Source organism: Methylobacterium sp. 77 (genome assembly GCF_000372825.1).
GTDB lineage: Bacteria > Pseudomonadota > Alphaproteobacteria > Rhizobiales > Beijerinckiaceae > Methylobacterium.
In genome coordinates, this window is record NZ_KB910516.1 from 858680 (window position 1) to 884510 (window position 25831).

Sequence of the window (25831 nt, forward strand, 5' to 3'; positions counted from 1 at the left end):
GTCGGTCTCACCCCATCGCGGCGGCGACGGCCGAAGCGAGCGGCGTCGTCGGACGGCCGAGCAGCGTCGAGAGTTGCCGGCCTTCATCGAACAGGGCCCCGCGCGAGGCATCGACGTCCCACTCGGCGAGTCCGTCGGCCAGGCCCCCCGGCAGGCCGATCCCCTTGAGCAATGCAGCATATTCAGCCTGCGGCAGGTTCCTGTAGGGGATCTCCCGGCCGGCCTGTCGTGACACTTCGGCAGCCAGTTCGGCCAAGGTGTAGGCGCCGTCGCCTGCCAGTTCGTAGGTTTGCCCGGCATGGATCCCGCCAGCATGGGTTTCGCTTGTCAGCACGATCGCCGCCGCATCCGCATAATCGGCCCGCGTGGCCGACGAGATCCGGCCGTCACCGGCGCTGCCGAGGAGGGCGCCTCCCGCCAGCGCTCCGGCAATCGAGGCGGTGTAGTTCTCCGTATACCAGCCGTTTCTGAGGATCGTCGCCGGCAGACCTGACGCCGCTATGGCGGCCTCGGTTGCGAGATGTTCCTCGGCGAGACTGATCGACGACACGTCGGCATGCAGTAGACTGGTATAGACGAGCCGGCCGACACCGGCGGTCCTGGCGGCCTCGATCACGTTCCGGTGCTGGGCGACGCGTTGGCCGATCTCGCTGGATGAGATCAGCAGCAGCCGGTCGATGCCCCGCAAGGCGGTCGCCAGCGTCTCGGGCCGCGCGTAATCGGCCAGCCGCACGTCGACGCCCCGATCCCGAAGGCTCCGGGCGGCATCGCTCTCGACCGAACGCAGACCGGCGACGAGGGCGCCGGCAGGAACCCGTTCCAGCAAGGCCTCGACGACGAGGCGACCGAGCTGACCGGATGCTCCGGTCACGAAGTAAGTCGGGTGGGCGGGGTTCGACATCGCAGGCTTCCTTGTCGGTTCACTTTCGTGACAAGGTAACTAAGTGAGACCTGAAACCCTGTGAAGGAGGCACGATTTTGGGACAAGGTTACGACGAGGGAACCGCCCTTCCGTCGGCTCAGGTCGAGCTGGCGCGGACCTTCGCGGGCTGGCAGGCCGAGCAATTCGACGCCGCCCAATGCCCTATCCGCAACGTTCTGGACCGGACCGGCGACAAATGGTCGATCCTGATCCTGACGGCGCTGGCCAGCGGCCCGCATCGGTTCAGTGCGATCCTCCGCATGATCCCCGACATCTCGAAACGCATGCTGACCCAGACGCTGCGCGACCTCGAACGGGATGGATACATCGGCCGCAAGGTTTTCCCAACCAAGCCGCCAAGCGTGGAGTACCGCCTGACGGTTCTGGGAAGCACGCTCCTGGAGCCGCTGATCCTCCTGATTCGCTGGGCCGAACGGAGCCACGCGGCCATAAAGGCGGCAAGGTCGCGCTTCGATGCAGACCCGATTCGGGAAGAATGACGCGGGCGCCTCACCCAGCCCGGCGCGGCATCCGGAACGGCAGCATGAACGTCACCAGCGGGTTCCTGAACCGATCCAGCGACAGGCTCTCATGGACCGGGCGCACGCGCTCGCCATCCAATGTCGAGGCGAGGAGCGAGCGGGCGTAGAACGGCGTATCCTCGAACGTGCGGACCACCTTCGACTGCGCATCGTCGCTGCGGGTGGAGCGGGGCATGCGCCAGAACCGCGTCGAGGGCAACGCGGCGGCGAGCGGAGGGCGGATGTCGCGGCGCGTGCCGTCGGCGGCGAATCGCAGGGACAGGTTCTGGCCGCTGCCGTCGCGGCGGCGCACGTCGTAGAGGATCGCGGACCCGTCCTTCAGGTCGGCCCGGCACCAGGTCCAGTCGCTGAACGACGCCTCCAGGGCGGTGTCGCCGTGGTTGGTGTCGAAATAAGCCGTCCCGCGCCAGGACAGGGACGGGGAATCGAGATCGACCTCCACGGGTGAGGAGGGTGCCATCGGCCACCAGCGGTGCTCGCCATGGCCGTCGAGGGTGAAGGTCTGCCGCGTGAAGCCGTTGGGGCGCAGGCGGATCGTTCCGCGAACCCGCGAGGGGATCGGCGCCGTCACCTCGTCCAGGGTGATGGTCAGGGTCGTCCCATCCCAATCGAGCCCGCTCGGGCCGATCCGGATGTGCGACGCATCCCGGCTCAACGCATCGCGGCCGCGCTCGGTCATGCAGAATCGGTTGGCGCGCTCCCCGTAGAGGACGACGTTCACGCAGCAATGGTTGAACGGATCGCGGCTCCGATCCAGGGCGTAATAGGGCGAGAACACGCTGCCGATGAAGGCGATGATGGTCAGCCCTTGCCGGCCGTCCTCACTCAGGGCGTCGACATACCACCAGACGTAGCCGTCTTTTGCCACTGGCGTATCGAAGCGCGGCCCGTCGTGCCCAGGTCGTCGAGCAGGCTGTCCGCCGCGATCCGCCCCGATTGTGCCGCCATCGGCACGCCCGGCCCCGGATGGACGCTGCCCCCCGCCAGATAGAGACCCGGCAGGGCCGTCCTGGCGCCCGGACGTTTGAACGAGGCCATCCAGCCGTGCGAGGCCCGGCCGTAGAGGGCGCCCCCCGTGGCCGGAAACAGCCGCTCGAACCCCGCCGGATCGGTCGTCACCGTCCCGAGAGAATCCTCGATCGTCAGCCCGGATTGCGTCAGCTTCCGGCGCAGATTGGTCTCGCATCTGGCGATCTCCATGGGGTCGAGCGGGCGCTCCAGGCCGAGGGCCGGGGCATTGACGAGGCAGAGCAGGCGCTCCGGCGCGCCGAGGGCGGAATCGTCGTCGGCGCGGTCCTGGGCGCAGACGTAGACCGTCGGGTCGGCGGGCAGCCGCCCGGCGCGGAGCTCGGCGAATTCGGCGGCGTAATCGCGCGAGAAGAACACGTTGTGCCGAACCAGCGGGAAGCCCGAAATGCGGGCTTTGGCGCAGAGCGTCACCGCCGAGAGCGAGCGCTCCCCGGGCGGCACCGCCCCGACGGCGCGTGACGCCCGCGCGCCGAACAGGCCCTTGCCGAGGGCCGCAGCGTCGGCATTGGCCACCACCAGATCCGCCGGGATCCGCTCGCCATCGGCCAGATCGAGGCCGACGATGCCGCGTCCGTTCTCCACCGCGATCCCGGCCACGTGGGAATTGTAGCGGAAGCGGGCTCCGCGCTCTTCCGCGAGGTCGGCGATGACCGCGGCGAGACGGCTGAAACCGCCTTCCACATGCCAGACGCCTTCCGATTCCACGTGCGCGACGAGCATCAGCGTCGCCGGAGCCTCGAACGGCGAGGAGCCGCAATAGGTGGCGTAGCGCCCGAACAGCTGGCGCAGTCGGGGATCTCGGAAATAGTCGCCGAGTGCGCTCCACAGGGTGGTGAAGGGCTGGATGCGCAACAATCCCCCGAGACCCGACAGGCCGACGCGGCGGCCGAGATCGATCGGGCTCGGGCGTTCGCCCCGGATGAAGGGACGCTCCAGCGTTCCGTAGACCTCCGCCGCGCGCGCGCAGAATCGGCGGTAGCCATCCTCCTCCCTCGCCCCGGCGAAGGCGCGGATCGCCTCTGCCGAAGCATCGTGATCGGCAAACAGGTCGAGGCGCTCGCCGTCTCCCCAGGCATGACGGGCGAGGATCGACGCCGGGTGAAGGCGCAAGCGGTCGGACAGGTCGGCGCCGCACTGGGAAAAGATCTCCTCGAAGACCCAGCGCATGGTGAAGACCGTGGGGCCGGCCTCGACCCTCGACCCTTCGACGGGAACGCTGCGCATCTTGCCGCCGGGCCCGGCGGCGCGCTCCAGCACCGTGACGTCGAGGCCGGCATGGGCGAGGCGCAGGGCTGCCACCAACCCGCCGATTCCCGCTCCAATCACCGCAACCCGCTTCGTCGCCACTCTGCCACCGTTCAAAGCCGTCACCCGTTTCCGTCTTGACGAGTGTCAATATTATCTGACACTTTGGAATGGCAATACAAAAAGACACAGGGAGTGGCGCCATGGATGCCAATCGCCGGATCGAGCAGGCGCTCGACGCTGCCGTCGCCCATGCGGAGGCGCCCGGCGCACCGCCGCTCCTGGCGGAAGCCATCCGCTACGCCGTCTTTCCCGGTGGCCATCGCATCCGCCCGCGCCTGTGCCTGTCGGTCGCCCGTGCCTGTGGCGACGATGATCCGGCGGCCTCCGACGCTGCTGCGGCGGCGATCGAACTCCTTCACTGCGCCTCCCTGGTCCATGACGACCTGCCCTGTTTCGACGATGCGCCGATGCGGCGGCAGAAACCCTCGGTCCACGTGGCCTTCGGCGAACCGCTGGCGGTGCTGACCGGGGACGCCCTGATCGTCAGCGCCTTCGAGACCCTGGCCAGAGGCGCGGCGCGGTCGCCGCATCGGCTCGCCTCCCTCGTCGGCCTCGTCGCCCGCGCGGCCGGCTCACCCGCCGGGATCGTCGCCGGTCAGGCTTGGGAATCGGAGCTCAATGTCGGGCTCACCGAATATCAGCAGGCCAAGACCGGCGCCCTGTTCGCCGCGGCCACCGTCACCGGAGCTGCGGCGGCGGGGGCGCAGGCCCTGCCGTGGCGCCTCCTCGGGGAATGCCTCGGCGAGGCCTATCAGGTGGCCGACGACCTGCGCGACGTGGCCTGCCGCCAAGAAGAGGTCGGCAAGCCGGTGGGCCGCGACGCCACATTGGGCCGTCCGAACGCCGCCGCCTTGCTCGGCATGGGCGGCGCGCTCGCCCGACTCAAGCGCCTGGTGCGCGAGGCCGTGGAAGTCATTCCGGCCTGTCCCGGCGCGGACGAGCTGCGCGCCGAGATTGAGGCGCAGACACGTCTGTTCCTGCCGGCGAGTCTGGCGCGGGAGATGGCGTGAGCGGAACATACGATGCTCCGCGTCGATCCCACATGTGAAGCGACGCCCCTCGTGAGCCCTGCTTTCCCCACGAGGGGGGAAAGACTCCACGCATCGTCGTGGCGCGAGCGCTGGCTGGCCTTCCGCAACCGTACCATCGCCAGCCCGGGCTTCCAGCGCTGGGCCGCCGGCTTCCCTCTGACCCGTGGGATCGCGAGCCGGAACACGCGGTCCCTGTTCGATCTCTGCGCCGGGTTCGTCTACTCGCAGACCCTGTTCGCCTGCATCAAACTCGACCTCTTCGCGATCCTCGAACCCGGCCCGCTCAGCGTCCAAACATTGGCCGAGCGGACATGCCTGAGGCCGGAGAGAGCACTGCGCCTGCTCAAGGCCGCCACCTCGCTCGGACTGCTGCGGCGCCTGCCGGACGAGCGCTTCGCCCTGGCCGATCTCGGCGCGGCGCTCATCGGCAATCCTTCCGTCGCGGCGATGATCGAGCATCACGCGCTCCTCTACGAGGATCTGCGGGACCCGGTGGCTCTGCTGCGCGGGGAGGGCGGTGCGAGCCGGCTCGCCACCTACTGGCCCTATGCGGGTCGGGCCGACGACAGCGCGATCCGGGCCGATTCGGTCGCGGATTACTCGGCCCTCATGGCCTCGTCCCAATCCCTCATCGCCGAAGACATCCTCGACGCCTATCCGATGCACCGGCACCGCCTTCTCATGGATGTCGGAGGGGGTGAGGGCGCCTTCCTTCGCGCGGTCATGCAGGCCACGCCCAGTCTCGCCGTCAGGCTGTTCGACCTGCAGGCCGTGGCGGCACGCGCCGCCGAGCGTTTCGCGGTCGAGAACCTGTCCGACCGTGCCGAAGCCCTGGGCGGCAATTTCCGCACCGGCCCCTTACCGAAGGGAGCCGACGGCATCTCCCTCGTTCGGGTCGTCCACGACCACGACGACGACACCGTTCGCCACCTGCTGCGCGCCGTCTACGACGCGCTGCCCGATGGCGGGAGCCTTCTGATCGCCGAGCCGATGGCGGGGACGCCGGGCGCCGAGCCGATCGCGGACGCGTATTTCGGCTTCTACCTGCTGGCGATGGGCAGCGGTCGCTGCCGAACCTCCGCCGAACTGACGGCGCTTCTCGCCGAGGCCGGCTTCCAGAACACCCGCGAGATCACCACGCGGCGCCCGCTCCTCACGAGATTGCTGGTGTGCCAGCGAATTGACACGGATGAGCGTAAGTAAGGCTTGACGAATAAAAGTGTCTATCTAGGATGACACATCTAGACCGCGGCGAGACGATCGCGGTCAGATCGGGATCAACGGAAACGGGAGGGTCGACACCGATGCACGCTCTCGCCGTCCTCCTCGAGAAGCCCGAACATCTGTCGCTCACCGAGCTCGCCATCGACGCTCCGGGTGAGGCCGATGCCGTGGTGGACACCATCTGGAGCGGAATCAGCACCGGCACCGAGCGCCTGCTCTGGTCGGGCCGGATGCCGACCTTCCCCGGCATGGGTTATCCCCTGGTCCCCGGCTACGAGTCGGTCGGCGAGGTGGTCGAGGCCGGCCCGGCCTCAGGCCTCGCCGTCGGCCAGCGCGTCTTCGTCCCCGGCGCCCGCTGCTTCGGCACGGTCCGCGGGCTGTTCGGAGGCGCGGCCTCCCGCCTCGTCAGCGAAGGCTCCCGCCTCGTCCCCATCGATGCGGATCTGGGCGAGCACGGCATCCTGATCGCCCTCGCCGCGACCGCCTATCACGCGCTGTCGCAGCACGCCGCCGGCCGCTCGCTCATCGTCGGCCACGGTGTTCTCGGGCGGCTTCTCGCCCGACTGACGCGGATCGCCGGCGGCGAGCCGGTGGTGTGGGAAACGAACGCCGTCCGCGCCGAGGGCTCGCACGGCTACGAGGTGCTGCATCCGGAAGCCGACGAGCGCCGCGATTATGGCGCCATCACCGATGTCAGTGGCGACGCCGCGATCCTCGACACCCTGATCGGGCGGCTCAAGCCTGGCGGGGAGATCGTTCTCGCCGGCTTCTACGAGGCACCCCTCTCATTCGCCTTCCCGCCGGCTTTCCTGCGTGAAGCCCGCATCCGTGTCGCCGCTCAGTGGCGGCCGGACGATCTGGCCGCGGTTCTCACCCTCATCGAGGGTGGCCGTCTCTCCCTCGACGGCCTGATCACTCATCGCGAACCGGCGGCGCACGCGCCCTCGGCCTATCGCACGGCGTTCGGCGAACCCGAATGCCTGAAGATGATCCTCGATTGGAGAGCCGCTTCATGAACATGCAGCTGAACGGAGCCGCACTCCTGCGCGCCGAAGCCGCCATCGAGCCGGATCCCGCCCCGGTCTCGGCCACCAAGGAAACGCAGATCATCGCGATCTACGGCAAGGGCGGAATCGGCAAGTCGTTCACGCTAGCCAACCTCAGCTACATGATGGCCCAGCAGGGCAAGAAGGTCCTGCTCATCGGTTGCGATCCCAAGAGCGACACCACCTCGCTCCTCTTCGGCGGCCGCGCCTGCCCGACCATCATCGAGACCTCGACGAAGAAGAAGCTCGCCGGCGAGCAGGTCGCCATCGGCGACGTCTGCTTCAAGCGCGACGGCGTCTACGCCATGGAGCTCGGTGGCCCCGAGGTCGGGCGCGGCTGCGGCGGACGTGGGATCATCCACGGCTTCGAGTTGCTGGAGAAGCTCGGTTTCCACGAATGGGGCTTCGACTACGTCCTGCTCGATTTCCTCGGCGACGTGGTCTGCGGCGGCTTCGGCCTGCCGATCGCCCGCGACATGTGCCAGAAAGTCATCGTCGTCGGCTCGAACGACCTGCAATCGCTCTACGTCGCCAACAACGTCTGCTCGGCGGTCGAATACTTCCGCAAGCTCGGCGGCAATGTCGGCGTCGGCGGCCTCGTCATCAACAAGGACGACGGTACCGGCGAGGCCCAGGCCTTCGCCGAAGCGGTCGGCATCCCGGTCCTGGCCTCGATCCCGGCCGACGACGACATCCGCAAGAAGAGCGCGAATTACGAGATCATCGGCCGCCCCGAGAGCCAGTGGGGCTCGCTCTTCGCGGATCTGGCTCAGAACGTCCACGACGCGGCCGCCAACCATCCGACGCCCCTGAGCCAGGACGGTCTGCTCGGCCTGTTCAAGGGCGAGGCGGTCGGTCGCGGCGTCACCCTGGTCCCAGCCACGTTCGAGGATATGTGCGGCACGACTCAGGTCGTGAAGCCGTCCCTCGAAGTCGTCTACGACGAGGTCTGACGCGCATGGCCGTCACCCTCGACATCGCCGACCTTCGCGCCCGTAAGGAGCGCCCGGCCTCGACACTGGCACCCGCCCCCCTTCCTGCGGAGGCGGTGAACCTCGCCGCCACCAAGGGCGACGGAATCGGCTGCCATTCCGGCAAGGACGCGATGCGGGCGGCCGCCGAAGCCGCAGGGATGTCCGAGACGCTGGAGCAGCTCCGAAAAGACTATCCGCAGGGTCCGCACGACCAGCCCCAGAGCATGTGCCCGGCCTTCGGGAGCTTGCGCGTCGGCCTGCGCATGCGCCGCACCGCGACGATCCTCTCCGGCTCCGCCTGCTGCGTCTACGGGCTCACCTTCACCTCGCATTTCTATGGCGCCAGACGGAGCGTCGGCTACGTACCGTTCAACTCCGAGACCCTGGTTACCGGCAAGCTGTTCGAGGATATCCGCGAGGCCGTGTTCGAGACGGCCAAGCCCGCCGATTACGACGCCGTCGTCGTCATCAACCTCTGCGTTCCGACCGCGTCCGGCGTGCCGCTGCGGCTCCTCCCGAAGGAGATCGACGGGGTCCGGATCATCGGCATCGACGTGCCCGGCTTCGGCGTGCCGACCCATGCCGAAGCCAAGGACGTGCTCGCCGGCGCCATGCTGAAATTCGCCCGCACCGAGGCCGAACAGGGTCCGGTCCAGGCGCCCCGCACCGGCCGCTCAGAGCGACCGAGCGTGACGCTCCTCGGCGAGATGTTCCCCGCCGACCCGGTGGTGATCGGCGCGCTGCTGGAGCCGCTCGGGCTCAGCGCCGGCCCCGTCGTGCCCACCCGCGAATGGCGCGAGCTCTACGCAGCATTGGATTGCGCGGCCGTGGCTGCCATCCACCCGTTCTACACCGCCTCCATCCGCGAATTCGAACTCGCGGGCCGTCCCATCGTCGGCTCCGCCCCCGTCGGACACGACGGCACCGCCGACTGGCTCGACCGGATCGGTGAGAACTGTGCGGTTCCCCGCGCCACGGTCGAGGCCGCCAAGAACCGGCTCCTTCCGATGATCAAGGGCGCCCTCTCGGCGACGCCGATCAAGGGCAGGATCACACTCTCCGGCTACGAGGGTTCCGAACTGCTGGTGGGCCGGCTCCTGGTCGAGAGCGGCGCGGATCTGCGCTACGTCGGCACCGCCTGCCCGCGCACCCCCTATTCCGAGGCCGATCGCGACTGGCTCGAGGCACGCGGCGTCACGGTGCGCTACCGCGCCTCCCTGGAGGACGACCTGTCCGCCATGCGCGAGTTCCGCCCGGATCTCGCCATCGGCACGACGCCGGTCGTCCAGGCGGCCAAGGAGATGGCGGTCCCCGCCCTCTACTTCACCAACCTGATCTCCGCCCGGCCGCTCATGGGTGTCGCCGGAGCCGGATCGCTCGCCAAGGTGATCAACGCGGCGCTCGGCAATCAGCATCGCTTCGACGCCATGCGCGCCTTCTTCGACGGCGTCGGCGAAGGCCATGCCGCCGGCATCTGGGAAGAGGTGCCGAAGGCCCGCCAGAACGTCGCGTCCCCGAAGCGCGAGAAGCCCTCTCACAATCCGATCGGGGAGATGGCCTGATGCTCGTCCTCGATCACGACCGGGCCGGCGGCTACTGGGGCGCCGTCTACGTCTTCACCGCCATCAAAGGGCTGCAGGTCGTCATCGACGGTCCCGTCGGCTGCGAGAATCTGCCCGTCACCTCGGTGCTGCACTACACCGACGCTCTGCCGCCGCACGAACTGCCCATCGTCGTCACGGGGCTGGCGGAAGAGGAACTCGGCCGCCACGGCACCGAAGCCGCGATGAAGCGGGCGCATTCCACCCTCGATCCGGGGATGCCGAGCGTCGTCGTCACCGGGTCGATCGCCGAGATGATCGGCGGCGGCGTGACTCCGGAGGGGACTAACCTCCAGCGTTTCCTGCCGCGCACCATCGACGAGGACCAGTGGCAGACCGCCGACCGCGCCATGTCGTGGCTCTGGCAGGAATACGGCGCCCGGAAATTCGCCAAGAAGGGCATCCCGGCCCGTCCGGCACGCAAGGACGGCGAGAAGCCCCGCGTCAACATCATCGGCCCTGCCTACGGCACCTTCAACATGCCCTCCGACCTCGCCGAGATCCGCCGTCTCGTGGAGGGGATCGGCGCCGAGGTGAACCTCGCCTTTCCGCTCGGCTCGCATCTCGCCGACGTGCCCAAGCTCGTCAACGCTGACGCCAATGTCTGCCTCTACCGCGAGTTCGGCCGCCTGCTCTGCGAATCCCTCGAGCGTCCCTATCTGCAGGCGCCGATCGGCCTGCACGCCACCACGAAGTTCCTGCGCAAGCTCGGTGAGATCCTCGGCCTCGATCCCGAGCCGTTCATCGAGCGCGAGCGGCACACCACGATCAAACCGGTCTGGGACCTGTGGCGCTCGGTGACGCAGGATTTCTTCGGCACCGCGAGCTTCGGCATCGTCGCCTCGGACACCTATGCCCGCGGCGTGAGGCGGTTCCTCGAAGACGAGATGGGCCTGCCCTGCAGCTTCGCGATCTCGCGCCAGCCCGGCGCCAAGACCGACAATGCCGCCATCCGGGCCGCCATCAAGGCCAATCCGCCGCTGGTCCTGTTCGGCTCGTTCAACGAGCGCATGTACGCGGCCGAATGCGGATCGCGGGCGGTGTTCGTGCCCGCCTCGTTCCCGGGCGCCATCATCCGGCGGCACACCGGCACTCCGTTCATGGGCTTCTCGGGCGCGACCTACCTGGTCCAGGAAGTCTGCAACGCCCTGTTCGACATGCTCTTCCACATCCTGCCGCTCGCTCGCGACATGGACCAGGTCGAGGCGACGCCGGCCAGAATCCATCGCGAGCTGCCCTGGGACGAGGCCGCCCGCACCCTCCTCGACGACCTCGTCGAGACCCATCCGGTGCTGGTGCGAATCTCGGTGGCCAAGCGCCTCCGCGACGCGGCCGAACGCGGAGCGCGGAATGCCGGGCAGGAGCGTGTCGGTTCGGCCGAGGTCGAGCGCGCCCATGCGGGCCTTTCCCTGGGGGCGGCGGCGTGATCGCCCCGACCTCGACCCCTCTTTCCGGCTGGAGCGGCGCGGCGCCGTTTCCGCCGAGAACCGGCTTCCTCACGGGGCCGAACGCCGCGGATTGCGGACAGGAGATCTCCGCCATGCAGTCTTCGACCATGTCCTCCCGCCGAGTCCCGTCGCGTCCGATGTCGCGCCTGCAGCGGCATGAGCTTCAGTTCCGTCTCCTCCTCGTGGCGACCTATCCGTTCTTCCTCGCTGCGGCGGCGCTCCAGCGCCTCGTCCCGGCGCGGTCGCCGGTCGGCCACGGTCTTCTCACCCGACGCTCGGTGTTCGGCGAGGCCAAGGCCATGGCCGTGTCGGCGATCCCTTTCGTCTTCATGGGCTGAATTTCCCGGCCGGCTTTTTCCGGCCGAGTTTTCCCGGGCCGCAATCGTCCCCGGGCTGACGCGTCTCGGACCGCAGCATCATCCGCGGCCCGAACGACCTCCCGTCCGAAAAGGGGGGAACGACCGTCGCGAGCGCCATTGCGGGCCATCGCGACCTCACCCGCCGCGCGACGACGGCGCGCGGCCCGACCAAAGCGGAGGTTCAACCGATGTCCAGTGGGATCGACAAAGCGAGCAGCCTGTCCGGGCTGACCGAGCCGGAAGCGAAGGAATTTCACGCGATCTTCCTGACCAGCTTCATCATCTTCACGGCGATTGCCGTGGTCGCACATATCCTCGTCTGGATGTGGCGCCCGTGGCTGCCCGGCCCGAAGGGCTACGCCGCCCTCGATACCGTCACGAGCGCCGCGCACGGCCTCGTCTCGATGATTTCCTGAGGAGGAACGCAACCATGCACAAGGTCTGGCTTCTCTTCGATCCGCGCCGCACGCTGGTGGCGCTGTTTACCTTCCTGTTCGTTCTGGCGCTGCTGATTCACTTCATCTTGCTCAGCACCGACCGGTTCAACTGGCTCGAAGGTCCCAAGATGCAGAAAGCAGCGCACGCGCTGTCGATCACGCCGCCGACCATGCCCGCCTGACCGGCGGAGATCGGGCGCGGGCCGGACTTCCTCTCCCTCCGGGCGAGGGGTCATCGACCCTTCGCGAACGGAATGCCGGTCGAGGCCGGCATTCCGTTCGCCCCCGAAGAATCAAGCATCCTGCAAACTCGTGACCGCAAAAGTCGCGCAGAGACCGTGACTGTGAAGCCGGGAGGTATTCGCGATGGCGATGCTGAGTTTCGAACGAAAATACCGCGTCCGCGGCGGCACGCTATTAGGCGGCGACCTATTCGACTTCTGGGTCGGGCCGTTCTACGTCGGGTTCTTCGGCGTCACGACGCTGTTCTTTTCGGTGCTCGGCACCGCGCTGATCATCTACGGTGCAGCGCTCGGTCCGACCTGGAACATCTGGCAGATCAACATCGCGCCGCCTGACATCAAGTACGGGCTGGCGCTCGCTCCGCTCAAGGAAGGGGGCCTCTGGCAGATCATCACCTTCTGCGCGGTGGGGTCCTTCGTCTCCTGGGCCCTGCGCGAGGTCGAGATCTGCCGCAAGCTCGGCATCGGCTACCATGTGCCCTTCGCCTTCTCGGTGGCGATCTTCGCCTATGTCTCGCTGGTGGTGATCCGGCCGTTCCTGATGGGAGCCTGGGGCCACGGCTTCCCCTACGGCATTCTCAGCCATCTCGATTGGGTCTCGAACACCGGCTACCAGTACCTGCACTTCCACTACAATCCGGCGCACATGCTCGCGGTGTCGTTCTTCTTCACGACGACCTTCGCACTGTCGCTCCATGGCTCGCTAATCCTCTCGGCCACCAATCCGGGGAAGGGCGAGGTGGTGAAGACGCCGGAGCACGAGGACACCTTCTTCCGCGACACGATCGGCTACTCGATCGGAACGCTCGGCATCCACCGGCTCGGCCTGTTCCTCGCCCTCTCGGCGGGCTTCTGGAGCGCCGTCTGCATCATCATCAGCGGCCCGTTCTGGACCCGTGGCTGGCCGGAATGGTGGGGCTGGTGGCTCAATCTCCCGGTCTGGCGCTAGAGGGGGCACGAGGATCATGGCCTACTACCAGAACATCTTCACCCAGGTCCAAGTCCGCTCCACCATTCCGGAACTCGGCGTTCCCGTCGATGTCGACCGGCGCTGGGGCAAGCCGTTCCACAGCTACCTGTTCGGTCTGTTCGGCAATGCCCAGGTCGGTCCGATCTATATCGGCTATCTCGGCGCCCTCTCGGCCGTGTGCTTCCTGATCGCCTTCGAGATCGTCGGCCTCAACATGTGGGCCTCGGTGAACTGGGACCCGGTCCAGTTCGTGCGCCAGCTGCCCTGGCTCGCCCTGGAGCCGCCACGACCGCAATACGGCCTCAAGATCCTGCCGCCCCTCCAGGAAGGTGGATGGTGGCTGATCGCCGGCTTCTTCCTCACCGCCTCTATCCTGCTGTGGTGGGTGCGGCTCTACCGCCGCGCCAGAGCGCTCGGCCTCGGAACCCACGTGCCCTGGGCTTTTGCCAGCGCCATCTGGCTCTTCCTGGTCCTCGGCTTCATCCGTCCCGTGCTGATGGGATCGTGGAGCGAGGCGGTGCCCTTCGGCATCTTCCCTCACCTCGACTGGACCGCCGCCTTCTCGCTCCGCTACGGCAATCTCTTCTACAACCCGTTCCACATGCTCTCGATCGTCTTCCTCTACGGATCGACGCTGCTCTTCGCGATGCATGGCGCCACCATCCTGGCGGTGAGCCGCTTCGGCGGCGAGCGTGAAATCGACCAGATCGTCGATCGCGGCACCGCCACGGAGCGTGCCGCCCTGTTCTGGCGCTGGACCATGGGCTTCAACGCCACGATGGAATCGATCCACCGCTGGGCCTGGTGGTTCGCGGTGCTAACCACCCTGACGGGCGGCATCGGCATCCTGCTCACCGGCACGGTCGTCGACAATTGGTACCTCTGGGCGGTCAAGCACGGCGTCGCCCCCTCCTACCCGCAAGTCTACGCGCCGGTCGTCGATCCCTTGAGCATGCCGGGGGCGGTCCCATGAAGACGTTCGTCACGATCCTCGGCGGCTCGATCGCCTTCTTCCTCACCATCGCGATGTTCGGCACGGCGGGCTGGGTCCGCCCGCCGCTCCAGAATACCCAGAACGGCTTCCGCGGCACGGCGATGGACCAGATCCATACCCGCGCCGGGGTCGCGGCCGCGAAAGACGCCAATCTCGCTCCGACACCGGCCGACCCGGCCGAGCCCGGCGAGGAACTGGCGGGGGCGACCTACGAGAACGTCCAGGTGCTCAAGAACGTCAGCGTCAACGAGTTCAACCGCCTGATGACCTCGATGACGGAGTGGGTCAGCCCGGAACAGGGCTGCACCTACTGTCACAACACCGAGAACATGGCCGACGACAGCCTCTACCAGAAGAAGGTCGCTCGGCGGATGCTGCAGATGACGCAACACATCAACAGCAGCTGGAAGGACAACCACGTCGGGACGACGGGCGTCACCTGCTTCACCTGCCACCGCGGCCAGCCGGTGCCGGCCAATATCTGGTTTACCGATCCCGGCCCGAATCGGCCCGGAGGCTTCATCGCCCGGAACAACGGGCAGAACCTGGCCAAGGCCTCGGTGGGCCTGAGCTCGCTGCCCTACGACACGCTGACCGAGTACCTCGCCGACAAGAACATCGACAACAACGCCATCCGGGTGAACGCCACGACGGCGCTGCCCACCACCAAGGGCAAGCCGATCCAGGATGCCGAGAAGACCTACGGCCTGATGATCCACATGTCGGAAGGTCTGGGGGTCAACTGCACCTTCTGCCACAACACCAGGGCGATCTCGAACTGGTCGCAGAGCACGCCCCAGCGCACCACCGCCTGGCACGGCATCCGCATGGTGCGGGACATCAACGGCAACTATCTCGAGCCGCTGACCTCGACCTTCCCCACCGCCCGGCTCGGCGTGCTCGGCGACGCGCCGAAGGTGAACTGCACCACCTGCCACAACGGCCAGAGCAAGCCGCTCAACGGCGCGCAGGTCATCGAGCCCTATCCGGAACTGGCGAAGTCCACGGAGACGGCGAGCGCGGCGGAACCCGTGACGCCCGCTCCGGCCCCGGCCCCGGCTCCGGCACCCACGCCGCAATAAGAGACACACGGGCCGGATACGACATCCGGCCCGATGCTGTGGAAACGACGATGGGCTGGCCTCGAAAGAGCCAGCCCATCGTCGTTTCTGCGGATACGTGAGGGCTTCGTCAGGCGACGGCCTGCTTGACCAGGGCTCGGTGGGAGGACCAGCGTTCCAGCACCGCCGGAATGCTCTCGGCGGGCTCGGGCCGGCCGATGAAGTAGCCCTGGCCCTCGTCGCAGCCCTCCTCGCGCAGACGCTCGAACTGCACGTCGGTCTCGATACCCTCGCCGGTGGTGCGCATGCGCAGGCTGAGGCCGAGGCCGATGACGGCACGGACGATGAACGCGGATTCGTCGGCGGCGGTGATGTCGCGGACGAAGGACTGATCGATCTTGATCTTGTCGAAGGGGAAGCTGCGCAGGTAGCTCAACGAGGAATAGCCCGTGCCGAAATCGTCCATGGCGATCCTGACGCCGAGGCGACGCAACGCATGCAGGGTAGCAAGCGTCGCGGCATTGTCCTTGAGCAGGACCGATTCCGTGATCTCGAGTTCGAGGCGCGTCGGCGGAAGCCGGCTCAGGCTCAGCGCCTCCTTGACCGACTGGACGATGGTGCCGTCACGGAACTGGGCCACCGAGACGTTGACCGCGACCCTGATCCCGTCGGGCCAGCGCATGGCTTCGGTGCAGGCGGTCAGCAAAGCCCAGGCGCCGAGCGGCACGATCAGGCCGATCTCCTCGGCGACGGTAATGAATTCCACCGGGGAGACGAGCCCGCGATCGGGATGGCGCCACCGCATCAGCGCCTCGAAGCCGCCGACCCGACGCCCGCGGAAATCGTAGATCGGCTGGTAGAACAGCTCGAAGGCGCCCTGTGTCACGGCCTCGCGCAGGTCGAGTTCGAGGGCGCGGCGGGCCTGGAGCCGAATGTCCATCTCCGCCTCGAAGAACCGCCACGTGCCGCGGCCGTCCGCCTTCGCGCGATAAAGCGCGACGTCGGCGTTCTTGAGGAGCTTCTCGCAACTCGTGCCATCCCCCGGCGCGAGGCAGATGCCGATGCTGACGCCGACCGCTACCCGCTGGCCCTCGAGTTGGTAGGGGTTGCTCACCACCTCGACGATGCGGCGTGCCAGGATCGTGGCCTCGTCCGGCTGCGTGACGCCCGCGAGGATGATGGCGAATTCATCGCCGCCGAGCCGCGCCACGGTGTCGACCTCACGCAGGCAGGCACGCAGGCGATTGCCCACCGCCTTGAGGAGCTCGTCGCCGACCGGATGACCGAGGGTATCGTTGACCTCCTTGAAACGGTCGAGATCGAGGCAGAGGACGGCGAACATGCTGCCGCGCCCGAGATGGGCCAGGGCCTCCGCGATCCGCTCGCCGAACATGGCGCGGTTGGGCAATCCGGTCAGGACGTCGTGGCGGGCCATGAAGGCGATGCGGGCGTCGGCCTGACGGCGTTCGGTCACGTCCTCATAGGTGGCGACCATGCCGCCGCCGGACACGGGCTTGTGCGTGATCGCCACGACACGCCCGCTGCTCAGTTGACGGAATCCCGAACCGGCGGCCGAGATCTCATGGCCCTCGACCTCGAAGACCATGCCCTCGTTCGCCGATGACAGATGCAGAGACGCCACCTCGTGATACGGGCTGCCGAGGGGCAGGTCGTCCGGATCGAGGTCGAACAACTCACAATAGCGCCTGTTGACGACGGTGAGACGCCCCTCGGCATCGAAGAGGCACAATCCCTGGGACATGTTGTCGAGCGCCGTGTCGAGGCGAAGGTTGGTCGATTGGAGATGCGCCTCCTGGACCTTGAGCAAGGTGATGTCGCTGCAGACCGCGATGAAGCCGCCGGTGCGGGTCCGGCTCCGGCTGATCCGGAGCCAGCGCCCGTCGGCGAGCTGCATTTCGCGTGGCGTCGTCCAATCGTCGTCGGCGGAGAGGAGGGTGCGGGCGAGCGCGTTTCCTTCGAAGGCGACGCGGGCGATCGATGTTTCCTGGATGTTCCGTGGCGAGGCGGCGTGACCGAACCCCAGGAAATCCTCGGCCTGCCCGTTGATGAGCGCGATGCGCCCGGACTCGTCGACCACGACGATGCCTTCGAGGGAGGTGTCGAGAGCGTCGGCGAGATGGGCCTCGGCCGAGAGACGCTGCGCGACCTCCTGCTCCATCGCCCGGCGGATGTTGTCGCGCATGACGCCCATGGAGGTGAGGAGGGCGCCGAGTTCGTCCGCGCTTCCGGGCGGGATCGTCACGCTGAGGTCACCGGCGGCGATCCGCGACGCGACCATGGACGCATCCGCCACCGGCCGCATGATACGGCGTGCCAGGAGGAAGGCGACCGAGGCCGACATCAGCAGCGCAAGCAGCGTGCCGAAAAGGTTGATCTGGGTTTCGCGGGCGACCACGGCCCTGGCCTGCTGCCGGTAGATGAAACCGTCACCGGCAGTGTGATTGATGAAGAGGTCGAGATGCTCTTCCGCCTCCACGGCATACCGTCCGACATCCGCCCAATCGGCTTCCTTGGTCTCGCGGCCGACGACGGCCGACCGCGCGGCATCCCAATTTTTCACGGCCCGTTCCACGGCCTCAGCGGCGGTGGTGGCGCGGCTCGACTGAGCCCGCTCCACGGCCACGGCGAGATCCTCGCTGAACAGGCGGCGAAGGGTCTCGAGTCTGTCTTCGAGCTGCGCCTTCACGACGGGATCGACGCTCATACGCCGCCGGGTATCGACCGAGCGCATGCTGGCGAAATCGGTCGCGGCGGCACGAGCGTAGTTGATCGACATGAGAGACCGGTCGAAGGTCCGGCTCACGAGTTCATCGGCCCGGCGAATTCCGGACGCCGCCGACAATCCGAGCGCACCGGTAATGGCGCTCATGATGAGGAAAGCGATCAGAATACGGCCGCGAATGGTTCCGACGAACGATGCGGCCGCTGCGATCGGCATTGGCCAATTCCTCTCGTCTGCCCCGGTGGTCTTCCAACGATGGAAAGCTCTCATCCACTGTGTCTCGGCCACCGAGGCACAAGTTATTGAGCCACAATAGTTAAGGCCGGCTTCACGTCTCGCGGCGAATCGCCCGACTTAACGGTTCATTCACCGGAGCGCACGAGGGTGGGCAGCATCGGGATCTCACCGGCAGGTCGCATGCGACGCCTCACTTCACTCAGCCTGACCTTCGCGCTCTTCGCGGTCGGTGGGGCCGCCGTCGCGCTCCATGCCACGGCGGGTCAGGTCTATCGCGTCTCGCAGAAGGGAAGGGCGTTTCAGCCGGGTGCGCTGGTCGTCAAGAAGGGGGAGACCGTCCAGATCGTCAACGACGACGGCGACCTCCTGCACCACGCCTATGTCGACACGCCGACGTTTCAATACGATTCCGGCGACCAGGAGCCCGGCGGCAAGGCCGAGATCGTCTTTCCGATCGGAGGGACCTTCGCCGTCCTGTGCGGCATTCATCCGAAGATGAAGCTCGTGGTCCGCGTCGAGAACAACTGACGAGGATCTTGCGCGCGGAACGGCGCCGATCAGAGGGCGCCGGCCGCGGACAGGAAGGAATGGGCGCCGTAATAGAGCCCGATGAAGGTGGCGAGCGCTGCACCGTAGCCCACCGGGAGAGCCGCCAGCTGCCGCACTCGCAGCGGAACCTTCACATCGTCGGCGGCGATGGCGATCATCGCCACGATGATCGGGGAATGGCCGATCGCGTCGACCTTACCGAACTCGAAGATCGCCGAGATGAAGGTCGCCGCCAGCATGATGGCTGCCATGCGACGGACCAGGGGCGTGCAGATCAGCGCGAAGGCGAGGGCGAATTCCACGGCGCCGGCAGCCTTCATGAAATACGCGCCGTCGAAGCCGAGCGTCATCGCCGGATGCTCGATGAAGAGCGGAAACGACCATTGCGGGTAGGCCCATTTCTCCACCGAGGCCCACATCAACGTCACCGCGGCGGTGTAACGGACGATGTCGAGGGGGCGGATACCGAACAAGGTCCGCCGCAGGCCGGTGAGGGCGAGATAGGCGGCGACGCCGAGGAAGACCGGGTAATCCGCGAGGTGGAAGACGCCGTAATTCGCCACGGCGATCCCGAACAGGATCACGATACCGAGCGCCGAGAGCGGCATCGTCTGGCGCCACAGGAAGCCTACGGCAATCGCGAGCTGGAACCAGGGCAGGGCGGTGCTGGTGGTGGTCAGCTCGGGCGTGAGGATGATGCCGCCCATCGTCCAGAGCGAGACGAAGAAGGCGCCGCAGACCGCGCGGAACATCAGCTCGGTGTTCTGCCTGGCCCATGCCGTCACCCGGTCGAGAGACCGCACCATCGCCTCGCCGACGATCGTGCGCTCGAGCAGCGCACCGACGAACAGCGCCAGAAGCGAAACGAGGACGAGTTGCTCGAAGCTGTCGCACAGGACTTCGGCCAAGCCGACGGGTGAGCCCGCGACGTCGAAGGCACAGAACCACTTGACGTGGGCACTCGCCGCGGTGGCGCTCGTCACGCTCAGCACCAAAGCCGCCGACACTGCAACCGGACCGGGCAACCCACAACGAAGACTCATGAGATGAGGCCTTGGCGAAAACTGCAGCGCCGATGACCGGCGGCAGCGAGAGTTGTTTTACTTAGTTTTTCCCGGCCTTGGAAGGTACTTGTTAACGAATATTAAGCAGTGGTTAACGCCCCGGAGGCTTCGACGATCCCGATACGATGAGCCTTCGCCCCAGCGCCGACAGACGGTGCAGCGGCGGCGTAAAGGGCAGGCAAGGCGGATGACGTGGCAGGAACGCGTCGTTCTTGAGCAAGCGCCCTAACCTTTCGTAGAGGCTGGCCGCAGGATCTTTCAGCGAACACTAGCGTTCGCTAACGATCCGGGGTCTATGCCCAAGCTTCACGCGGAGAAAAGGGGCTCTTGCATGATCGCGACACTCAGCTTGTCGAGCCTGATCGCTGGCGGCACATTGTCTTACGCCTCGGTGCGGGTGCCGACGCGTGCCGCGACCTACGAGACCTGGGGCGGATCGCTGCTGATCGTAGGCCTCTCCCTCGCCGGCGCCGGCTTGGCCCTGTTTCGCTAGCGGCGTATCCGACCCGACACCATCAGGCCGACGGCTCTCAATCGGGGTTCATCTCGGCCGAGAGCGCTCGGGGTATCAGGCTGAACGGACGGTAACGCTCAACGTCGGCTCGGAAGCGATCGAGCCTGCCCCCTCAACGCGAGGCAGCCTCCTGCTTCGGCCCCGCCGAAGTCAGTGTCTCCAGGAAAGCCAGGAGATCGGCCTTCTCAGTCTCGGACAGGCGGAGCGGCCTGATCTTGGGAGAACGGCTCGGGCGTTCGATGCCGCCCCGGTCGTAGAGATCGATCACGGCGCGCAGGGTCGCCACCGAACCGTCATGCATGTAGGGGCCGCGCTGCGCGACGTCGCGAAGGGTGGGAGTCTTGAAGGCGTAGCGCAGGCCCTTCGATGTCGGAAACAATCGGCCCCGCCCGACATCGTCGTCCCGGCCGACGCCGATGTCGTGGAACGAGCCGTCGGTGAAGGCCCACCCGCCATGGCACTCGGTGCAACGCGCCTTGCCATTGAAGAGTGCGAAACCCGCTTGTGCGGAGGCTCCGATCGCCGACGCATCACCGTTGAGCCAACGGTCGAACGGTGCCTCTCCCGAGACGATGGTGCGCTGGAACGCGGCGAGCGCCCGCTCGATGCCGGCGCGCGTGATCGCCCGATCCGCGAAGGCCCTGGCGAAGGCGGAGACGTAGTCCGGATCGGCCCGCAGACGGGCAATCAGTTCCACTTCGGAGAAGTTCATCAGATTGGCGCCCTCGATCGGCGTGAAGGCCACCGATTCGAGATTCGGGAACTTGCCGTCCCAACCGAGGGGCTGCAACCAGGCGACGTTGAGCAGAGTCGGCGTGCGCAGCTTCAACTCGATACCGGGCTCGCCGATGCCACGCATGCGTCCGTCACCCCAATGCTGTGCCGGGTCGTGGCAGGAAGCACAGGCGATGGTGCGGGATCGCGACAGATCCGGATCGAAGAACAATTGCCGGCCAAGCGCGACCTGAGCCGCCGTATCCGGGCCGCCCTCGGGAACGGGCATCTCGGACGGCCGACCGAAAGCGCTACGCCAAGCAGCGGCGTCGGCGCTCATGCTGCGGACGGCGAACACACTCGCGCCGACCGCTGCCGCGACCGAAACCATCACCGCCACCTGGACGAAAGTCGAGCCTGCCTTTCGGGTCATCCTGCTCTCCGACGACTCGGGCTAGGACGTTTCGATTAAGATTGTGTTGCCATCTCTGCTTGCACCGATGGCCGCCTGCGCGGGATGAGGTGATGTCACGGGGTCGAGCGGGCCTCGCGGACCGGACGCGGCGCGAGAAGGAGGACGAGGGCGCCGGCGATCATGCAGGTCACCGACCCGAGGAGAACACCGATCTTGGTCTCGGTTTCGAGATCGGGGCTGTCGGCAAAAGCGAGCAGGCCGATGAACAGGCTCATCGTGAAGCCGACGCCGCAGAGCAGCGACAGACCGTAGAGCTGCCACCAGCCGGCATGGGCGGGCCGTTGGGCGAGACCGAGCTTCACGGCTGCGACCACGGCGCCGAAGACGCCGATCTGCTTGCCGACGAACAGGCCCAGGGCGACACCCAGCGTCACCGGATCGAGCAGCATCTTGGAGGTCATGCCCGCGAACGAGACGCCGGCATTGGCGAACCCGAACACCGGCAGCACCAGATAGGACGACCAAGGATGGATCGCATGCTCCAGGATATGCAGCGGCGAGGTCGGGTCGTCGGGCTTGCCGACGCTGAGGCGGAGCGGGATCGTCAGGGCCAGCAGCACGCCGGCGATGGTCGCGTGGATGCCGGACTTCAGCACCAGGAACCACAGCACCGCGCCGAGGACCAGGTAGGGCGTCAGCTGGCTCACCCCGGCCCTGTTCATTCCGACCAGGATCACGAACACGGCCGCCGCGCCGCCGAGCATCGGAAGCGACAGGTCGGCCGTGTAGAACGCGGCGATGATGAGCACCGCCCCGAGATCGTCGATGATGGCCAGCGCCGTGAGGAAGATCTTGAGCGAGACCGGCACGCGCGATCCGAGCAGGGCCAGTACGCCGAGCGCGAACGCGATGTCGGTGGCCGTCGGGATCGCCCAGCCGCGCAGGGTCTCCGGCGAGGACCGGTTGATCAGGACGTAGACCAGGGCCGGGGCGACCATCCCGCCGAGCGCCGCGACTCCCGGCAGGACGCGGTCGGGCCATGTCCTCAGCCGCCCGTCGAGCACCTCGCGCTTGATCTCCAGGCCGACCAGCAGGAAGAACACGGCCATCAGCCCATCATTGACCCAGTGGAGCACGCTGAGGCCCGCCACGTAGGTCTTGAGCGTGGAAAAGTAGATCTCCGCCCAGCCCGAATTCGCGATGACGAGCGCCAGGACGGCGCTCGTCATCAGGACGAGGCCGCCGCTCGCTTCGCTCTTGAGGGCAGCGCGCAGGGCGGAGACAGGACGGCGTAGGGGCGAGTTTTCGAGCATGCCCTACGCCTGCCAGCGATCGAACACGGCCGCAACCGGGTGGTGCGCCTGAAAGCGGCCCTTCCTTCCACAGCCGGAAAGGATCGTGTCCCGGTGTGCTCGGCGCGTCGCGAAAATCGGCCGGCTATCGAACTCCCGGTCCCGACCCGTCCGAGCCCGGTCGTTGCGCGCGCTGGTGCATCAGGTTGAGGATCAGCGCCGTCCAGCCGGTCTGGTGGGAGGCGCCGAGGCCGCGGCCGGTATCGCCGTCGAAGAACTCGTGGAACAGCAAAGCCTCCTCCGCGCCGGGTGCCGACGCGATCGGCGCACGATCGCCGAAGGCCGGTCGCCGCCCGTCCTCGCCCTTGGCGAAGAGAGAGATCAGACGATCGGTGAGGGCGTCGGCGATGGCGTTCAGGGTGAGGAAGACACCCGATCCCGTTGGATACTCCACCACGAAGTCGTCGCCGTAATAGGAGTGGAACCTCCGCAGCGCCTCGACGACGAGGTAGTTTATCGGCATCCAGACCGGCCCGCGCCAGTTCGAATTGCCGCCGAACATGTTCGAGGTGGAATCGGCCGGGTCGTAGCGCACCGTGAACGCGTCGCCGAACCCGTTGAGGGAATAGGGCCGCTCCAGATGTGCCTTCGACAGGGAGCGCACGCCGTGGTCGGAGAGGAACTCGGCCTCGTCGAGCATGCGCCGCAGCAGCGCCTTCATCCGGTGTCCGCGCAGCAGCGACAGCAGCTTCCGGTCTCCGACGCCGCCCTCGTCCCAGCGCGAGACGAGGCAGGCGAGATGGGGGCGGTTCTCGAGCAGCCAGTTCAGGCGCCGGGCGAAATCCGGCAGCCGCTGCAGCACGGACGGTTCGATGACCTCGACCGCGAAGAGCGGCACCAGCCCCACCACGGAGCGGACGCGCAACGGCAGCATGCCGCCGCCGGGAATGTCGACCTCGTCGTAATAGAACTCGTCCTCCTCGTCCCACAGGCCGAAGCCCTCGCCGCCCATGTCGGTCATCGCCTCGGCGATGAGGAGGAAGTGCTCGAAGAATTTCGAGGCGGTGCTCTCGTAGACGTCGTTATGGAGCGCGAGCTCCAGGGCGATGCGCATCATGTTGAGCGAGTACATCGCCATCCAGGCGGTGCCGTCGGCCTGGTGGATGCGGCCGAAGCCGGGCGGCGGCCGCGACCGGTCGAACACGCCGACATTGTCGAGGCCGAGGAAGCCGCCCTGGAAGACGTTGCGGCCGTCCGCGTCCTTGCGGTTCACCCACCAGGTGAAGTTGATGAGGAGCTTGTGGAAGACGCCCTCCAGGAAGGCGAGGTCGCCGCGCCCGCCGCGCCGGTCGCGGTCGATCTCGAACACCCGGTAGGTGGCCCAGGCATGGACCGGCGGGTTGGCGTCGCCGAACTCCCATTCATAGGCCGGGAGCTGGCCATTGGGGTGCATGTACCATTCGCGCGTCAGCAGCAGGAGTTGCTTCTTGGCGAAGTCCGGGTCGAGCAGCGCCAGCGGCAGGCAGTGGAAGGCGAGGTCCCAGGCCGCGAACCAGGGATATTCCCACGCGTCGGGCATGGAGAGCACGTCGGCCCCGGCGAAATGACGCCAATGGATGTTGCGCCCGCCGTCGCGCTCGCGGGGAGGGGCCGGCTGGAGCGGATCGCCCTTCAGCCAGAGCCGCACGTCGAAGCAATAGAGCTGCTTCGACCAGATCAGCCCGGCGGAGGCCTGCCGGAAGATCGCGCGCGAATCCGCGTCGGCGATCCCGTCCTGAAGCGCGTCGTAGAAGGCATCCGCCTCGGCGATGCGGCGCAGCAGGATGGCACCTTCGTGGTCGACAGGGCGGGGCCGCGAGCCCGCGGACAGCCTCAGACTGACGCGCTTCGACTCGCCGGGCTCGAGACGAAGCGCGTAATGCAGGCCGAGCTTGGTCCCCGCATCCCGCCGCACGGCGGATTCGTCGCCTCCGACGATGGCGGCGTGAAGCCCGTCCTTGAACGGGCCGGCGGCATCGGGCTGCCAGCCATGCAGGCGCAGGTTGGTGTCGTTCTCGCAGAACAGCACCTCCGGCTCGCCGTCGAAGGAGAGCCGGTAGCGGCCGAGGCGCGGGTGTTCGCAGGCGATGCTTCCATCGGGCTGGATCGCCATCCGCGGCCGCGATTCCGGCTTTCCCTCGCGCCAGGACCAGATGTTGCGGAACCAGAGCTGCGGCACGAGGCGGAGTTCGGCGGCGTCCGGGCCACGGTTCGTCGCCGTGATGACGGCGTGGATGTCGTCGATGTCCTCCTTGGCGTATTCGACGGTCACATCGAAGAACCGGTTCTCGCCGAAGACCCCCGTCTCCTCGATCTCGTATTCCGGCTGGTCGCGGCCACGACGCAGACCCTCGCGGACGAGATCGTCGTAGGGAAAGGCGGCCTGCGGATAGCGGTAGAGGAATTTCAGGTAGGCATGGCTCGGGGTCGCATCGAGGTAGTGATAGACCTCCTTGACGTCCTCGCCGTGGTTGCCTTCCTCGTTCGTCAGCCCGAACAGCCGTTCCTTGAGGATGTAGTCGCGGCCGTTCCAGAGGGCGAGCGACAGGCACATCTGCCCACGCTCGTCGCAGATGCCGGCGAGCCCGTCCTCACCCCAGCGATAGGCGCGCGAGCGCGCCTCCTCATGGGGCAGCGAGCGCCAGGCATTGCCGTCGCGGCTGTAATCCTCGCGCACCGTCCCCCATTGGCGCTCGCTGAGATACGGCCCCCACAGGGACCACGCGCGCTCGCCACGCGCCTGCTCGGCGATGCGACGGCGCTCCGCCCAGCCATCCAGCTCGCTCACGCCGATTTCCTTCGGCCGGGACCGGGCCGGAAGGCCCGGCTTCGTTCCGCGATCGGACGGGGCACGGCAAGGCGAGGGATCGTGCGGTGGGGTTCGTGAAGCAGCGGATGGGCAGTCATCGGTCCCGATGGGCTTTGGCTCAGTCGGGGCCGAGATGCACCATCGGCGCCAAGCTCGGACTTGGCCTTGAGGCAAGCTCCAACTTGGCCGTCAGGCAAGCTCCAACTTGGCCTCGAGGCAAGCGCTCAACGGGCCGAGGAGAACGCACCGGAAAGGTCGGCGCCCAAT

Annotated in this window: 23 protein-coding genes; 15 read left to right on the forward strand and 8 right to left on the reverse strand. The window is 67.3% G+C overall.

Features of this window, described 5'->3' with window-relative positions; translation table 11 throughout:
- Positions 1-7 precede the first annotated feature (7 nt).
- Complete coding sequence (locus A3OK_RS0103995; protein WP_019903640.1) at positions 8-901, reverse strand: SDR family oxidoreductase; 894 nt, start codon at positions 899-901, stop codon at positions 8-10.
- A gap of 77 nt (positions 902-978) precedes the next feature.
- On the opposite strand from A3OK_RS0103995, the gene A3OK_RS0104000 reads away from it, so the two are divergent.
- Positions 979-1422 (forward strand): helix-turn-helix domain-containing protein, encoded by a 444-nt coding sequence (locus tag A3OK_RS0104000; protein ID WP_019903641.1) that lies wholly within the window; start codon positions 979-981, stop codon positions 1420-1422.
- A gap of 10 nt (positions 1423-1432) precedes the next feature.
- Here A3OK_RS0104000 and A3OK_RS0104005 read toward each other — a convergent pair whose 3' ends face one another.
- Together A3OK_RS0104005 and crtD are read right to left on the reverse strand one after the other, a co-directional pair.
- Positions 1433-2332, reverse strand: a complete 900-nt coding sequence (locus tag A3OK_RS0104005; protein ID WP_019903642.1) for a hypothetical protein — start codon at positions 2330-2332, stop codon at positions 1433-1435.
- On the reverse strand, positions 2290-3840 hold the full coding sequence (gene crtD, locus A3OK_RS0104010) for a 1-hydroxycarotenoid 3,4-desaturase CrtD (protein ID WP_026596912.1): 1551 nt from the start codon (positions 3838-3840) through the stop codon (positions 2290-2292). Before crtD ends, A3OK_RS0104005 begins: the two co-directional genes overlap by 43 nt.
- A gap of 101 nt (positions 3841-3941) precedes the next feature.
- Here crtD and A3OK_RS0104015 point away from each other — a divergent pair, with 101 nt between their 5' ends.
- From A3OK_RS0104015 to pufC, 12 genes are all read left to right on the forward strand, one after another.
- Positions 3942-4811, forward strand: a complete 870-nt coding sequence (locus A3OK_RS0104015) for a polyprenyl synthetase family protein (RefSeq protein ID WP_019903644.1) — start codon at positions 3942-3944, stop codon at positions 4809-4811.
- Between the two features lie 51 nt (positions 4812-4862).
- Positions 4863-6035: an acetylserotonin O-methyltransferase gene (locus tag A3OK_RS0104020; RefSeq protein WP_245259306.1), complete on the forward strand. Its 1173-nt coding sequence runs from the start codon at positions 4863-4865 to the stop codon at positions 6033-6035.
- A gap of 101 nt (positions 6036-6136) precedes the next feature.
- The gene (bchC, locus tag A3OK_RS0104025; protein ID WP_019903646.1) at positions 6137-7072 is read left to right on the forward strand and encodes a chlorophyll synthesis pathway protein BchC; all 936 of its coding nucleotides are present in this window, start codon (positions 6137-6139) and stop codon (positions 7070-7072) included.
- The gene (locus A3OK_RS0104030) at positions 7069-8055 is read left to right on the forward strand and encodes a chlorophyllide a reductase iron protein subunit X (protein WP_019903647.1); all 987 of its coding nucleotides are present in this window, start codon (positions 7069-7071) and stop codon (positions 8053-8055) included. Before bchC ends, A3OK_RS0104030 begins: the two co-directional genes overlap by 4 nt.
- 5 nt (positions 8056-8060) lie before the next feature.
- Positions 8061-9638, forward strand: a complete 1578-nt coding sequence (gene bchY / locus A3OK_RS0104035) for a chlorophyllide a reductase subunit Y (RefSeq protein ID WP_019903648.1) — start codon at positions 8061-8063, stop codon at positions 9636-9638.
- Complete coding sequence (gene bchZ, locus A3OK_RS0104040; protein ID WP_019903649.1) at positions 9638-11104, forward strand: chlorophyllide a reductase subunit Z; 1467 nt, start codon at positions 9638-9640, stop codon at positions 11102-11104. The genes bchY and bchZ overlap by 1 nt, the downstream gene beginning before the upstream one ends.
- A 128-nt stretch (positions 11105-11232) precedes the next feature.
- A complete protein-coding gene (locus tag A3OK_RS0104045; RefSeq protein WP_026596913.1) occupies positions 11233-11463 on the forward strand; it encodes a hypothetical protein in 231 nt (76 codons plus the stop codon).
- 209 nt (positions 11464-11672) lie between these two features.
- Complete coding sequence (pufB, locus tag A3OK_RS0104050; protein WP_019903651.1) at positions 11673-11900, forward strand: light-harvesting antenna LH1, beta subunit; 228 nt, start codon at positions 11673-11675, stop codon at positions 11898-11900.
- A gap of 14 nt (positions 11901-11914) precedes the next feature.
- Complete coding sequence (gene pufA / locus A3OK_RS0104055; RefSeq protein ID WP_019903652.1) at positions 11915-12103, forward strand: light-harvesting antenna LH1, alpha subunit; 189 nt, start codon at positions 11915-11917, stop codon at positions 12101-12103.
- Between the two features lie 184 nt (positions 12104-12287).
- Positions 12288-13112 carry a photosynthetic reaction center subunit L gene (gene pufL, locus A3OK_RS0104060; RefSeq protein WP_019903653.1) on the forward strand — a complete coding sequence of 275 codons (825 nt, stop codon included), beginning with the start codon at positions 12288-12290 and terminating at the stop codon, positions 13110-13112.
- A gap of 16 nt (positions 13113-13128) precedes the next feature.
- Positions 13129-14106: a photosynthetic reaction center subunit M gene (pufM, locus tag A3OK_RS0104065; protein WP_019903654.1), complete on the forward strand. Its 978-nt coding sequence runs from the start codon at positions 13129-13131 to the stop codon at positions 14104-14106.
- On the forward strand, positions 14103-15209 hold the full coding sequence (pufC, locus tag A3OK_RS0104070) for a photosynthetic reaction center cytochrome PufC (protein WP_019903655.1): 1107 nt from the start codon (positions 14103-14105) through the stop codon (positions 15207-15209). The genes pufM and pufC overlap by 4 nt, the downstream gene beginning before the upstream one ends.
- A gap of 109 nt (positions 15210-15318) precedes the next feature.
- On the opposite strand, the gene A3OK_RS0104075 is transcribed toward pufC, so the two are convergent.
- A complete protein-coding gene (locus A3OK_RS0104075) occupies positions 15319-18147 on the reverse strand; it encodes an EAL domain-containing protein (RefSeq protein WP_019903656.1) in 2829 nt (942 codons plus the stop codon).
- Positions 18148-18348: 201 nt separating this feature from the next.
- Here A3OK_RS0104075 and A3OK_RS0104080 point away from each other — a divergent pair, with 201 nt between their 5' ends.
- Positions 18349-18696 carry a hypothetical protein gene (locus A3OK_RS0104080; RefSeq protein WP_019903657.1) on the forward strand — a complete coding sequence of 116 codons (348 nt, stop codon included), beginning with the start codon at positions 18349-18351 and terminating at the stop codon, positions 18694-18696.
- 29 nt (positions 18697-18725) lie between these two features.
- Here A3OK_RS0104080 and A3OK_RS0104085 read toward each other — a convergent pair whose 3' ends face one another.
- A complete protein-coding gene (locus A3OK_RS0104085) occupies positions 18726-19724 on the reverse strand; it encodes a hypothetical protein (RefSeq protein ID WP_019903658.1) in 999 nt (332 codons plus the stop codon).
- A 388-nt stretch (positions 19725-20112) separates the two neighbouring features.
- On the opposite strand from A3OK_RS0104085, the gene A3OK_RS24265 reads away from it, so the two are divergent.
- Positions 20113-20274: a hypothetical protein gene (locus A3OK_RS24265; RefSeq protein ID WP_019903659.1), complete on the forward strand. Its 162-nt coding sequence runs from the start codon at positions 20113-20115 to the stop codon at positions 20272-20274.
- Positions 20275-20407: 133 nt separating this feature from the next.
- Here the strand turns inward: A3OK_RS24265 and A3OK_RS0104095 are convergent, their stop codons facing one another.
- The 3 genes from A3OK_RS0104095 to A3OK_RS0104105 all read right to left on the reverse strand — a co-directional run bounded on the left by A3OK_RS0104095 (position 20408) and on the right by A3OK_RS0104105 (position 25543).
- Positions 20408-21442, reverse strand: a complete 1035-nt coding sequence (locus A3OK_RS0104095) for a cytochrome c peroxidase (protein WP_019903660.1) — start codon at positions 21440-21442, stop codon at positions 20408-20410.
- 95 nt (positions 21443-21537) lie between these two features.
- Positions 21538-22737 carry a Na+/H+ antiporter NhaA gene (gene nhaA, locus A3OK_RS0104100; RefSeq protein ID WP_019903661.1) on the reverse strand — a complete coding sequence of 400 codons (1200 nt, stop codon included), beginning with the start codon at positions 22735-22737 and terminating at the stop codon, positions 21538-21540.
- Positions 22738-22861: 124 nt separating this feature from the next.
- Positions 22862-25543, reverse strand: coding sequence for a glucosidase (locus tag A3OK_RS0104105; protein WP_019903662.1), 2682 nt, complete (start codon positions 25541-25543; stop codon positions 22862-22864).
- Positions 25544-25831 lie beyond the last annotated feature (288 nt).

Bases quoted from the DNA above. Each gene is read 5' to 3' on its own strand.
- A3OK_RS0103995 (WP_019903640.1), bottom strand. From the start codon at position 901: ATGTCGAACCCCGCCCACCCGACTTACTTCGTGACCGGAGCATCCGGT.
- A3OK_RS0104015 (WP_019903644.1), top strand. From the start codon at position 3,942: ATGGATGCCAATCGCCGGATCGAGCAGGCGCTCGACGCTGCCGTCGCC.
- bchC (WP_019903646.1), top strand. From the start codon at position 6,137: ATGCACGCTCTCGCCGTCCTCCTCGAGAAGCCCGAACATCTGTCGCTC.
- A3OK_RS0104030 (WP_019903647.1), top strand. From the start codon at position 7,069: ATGAACATGCAGCTGAACGGAGCCGCACTCCTGCGCGCCGAAGCCGCC.
- bchY (WP_019903648.1), top strand. From the start codon at position 8,061: ATGGCCGTCACCCTCGACATCGCCGACCTTCGCGCCCGTAAGGAGCGC.
- bchZ (WP_019903649.1), top strand. From the start codon at position 9,638: ATGCTCGTCCTCGATCACGACCGGGCCGGCGGCTACTGGGGCGCCGTC.
- A3OK_RS0104045 (WP_026596913.1), top strand. From the start codon at position 11,233: ATGTCCTCCCGCCGAGTCCCGTCGCGTCCGATGTCGCGCCTGCAGCGG.
- pufB (WP_019903651.1), top strand. From the start codon at position 11,673: ATGTCCAGTGGGATCGACAAAGCGAGCAGCCTGTCCGGGCTGACCGAG.
- pufA (WP_019903652.1), top strand. From the start codon at position 11,915: ATGCACAAGGTCTGGCTTCTCTTCGATCCGCGCCGCACGCTGGTGGCG.
- pufL (WP_019903653.1), top strand. From the start codon at position 12,288: ATGGCGATGCTGAGTTTCGAACGAAAATACCGCGTCCGCGGCGGCACG.
- pufM (WP_019903654.1), top strand. From the start codon at position 13,129: ATGGCCTACTACCAGAACATCTTCACCCAGGTCCAAGTCCGCTCCACC.
- pufC (WP_019903655.1), top strand. From the start codon at position 14,103: ATGAAGACGTTCGTCACGATCCTCGGCGGCTCGATCGCCTTCTTCCTC.
- A3OK_RS0104075 (WP_019903656.1), bottom strand. From the start codon at position 18,147: ATGCCGATCGCAGCGGCCGCATCGTTCGTCGGAACCATTCGCGGCCGT.
- A3OK_RS0104080 (WP_019903657.1), top strand. From the start codon at position 18,349: ATGCGACGCCTCACTTCACTCAGCCTGACCTTCGCGCTCTTCGCGGTC.
- A3OK_RS24265 (WP_019903659.1), top strand. From the start codon at position 20,113: ATGATCGCGACACTCAGCTTGTCGAGCCTGATCGCTGGCGGCACATTG.
- A3OK_RS0104095 (WP_019903660.1), bottom strand. From the start codon at position 21,442: ATGACCCGAAAGGCAGGCTCGACTTTCGTCCAGGTGGCGGTGATGGTT.
- nhaA (WP_019903661.1), bottom strand. From the start codon at position 22,737: ATGCTCGAAAACTCGCCCCTACGCCGTCCTGTCTCCGCCCTGCGCGCT.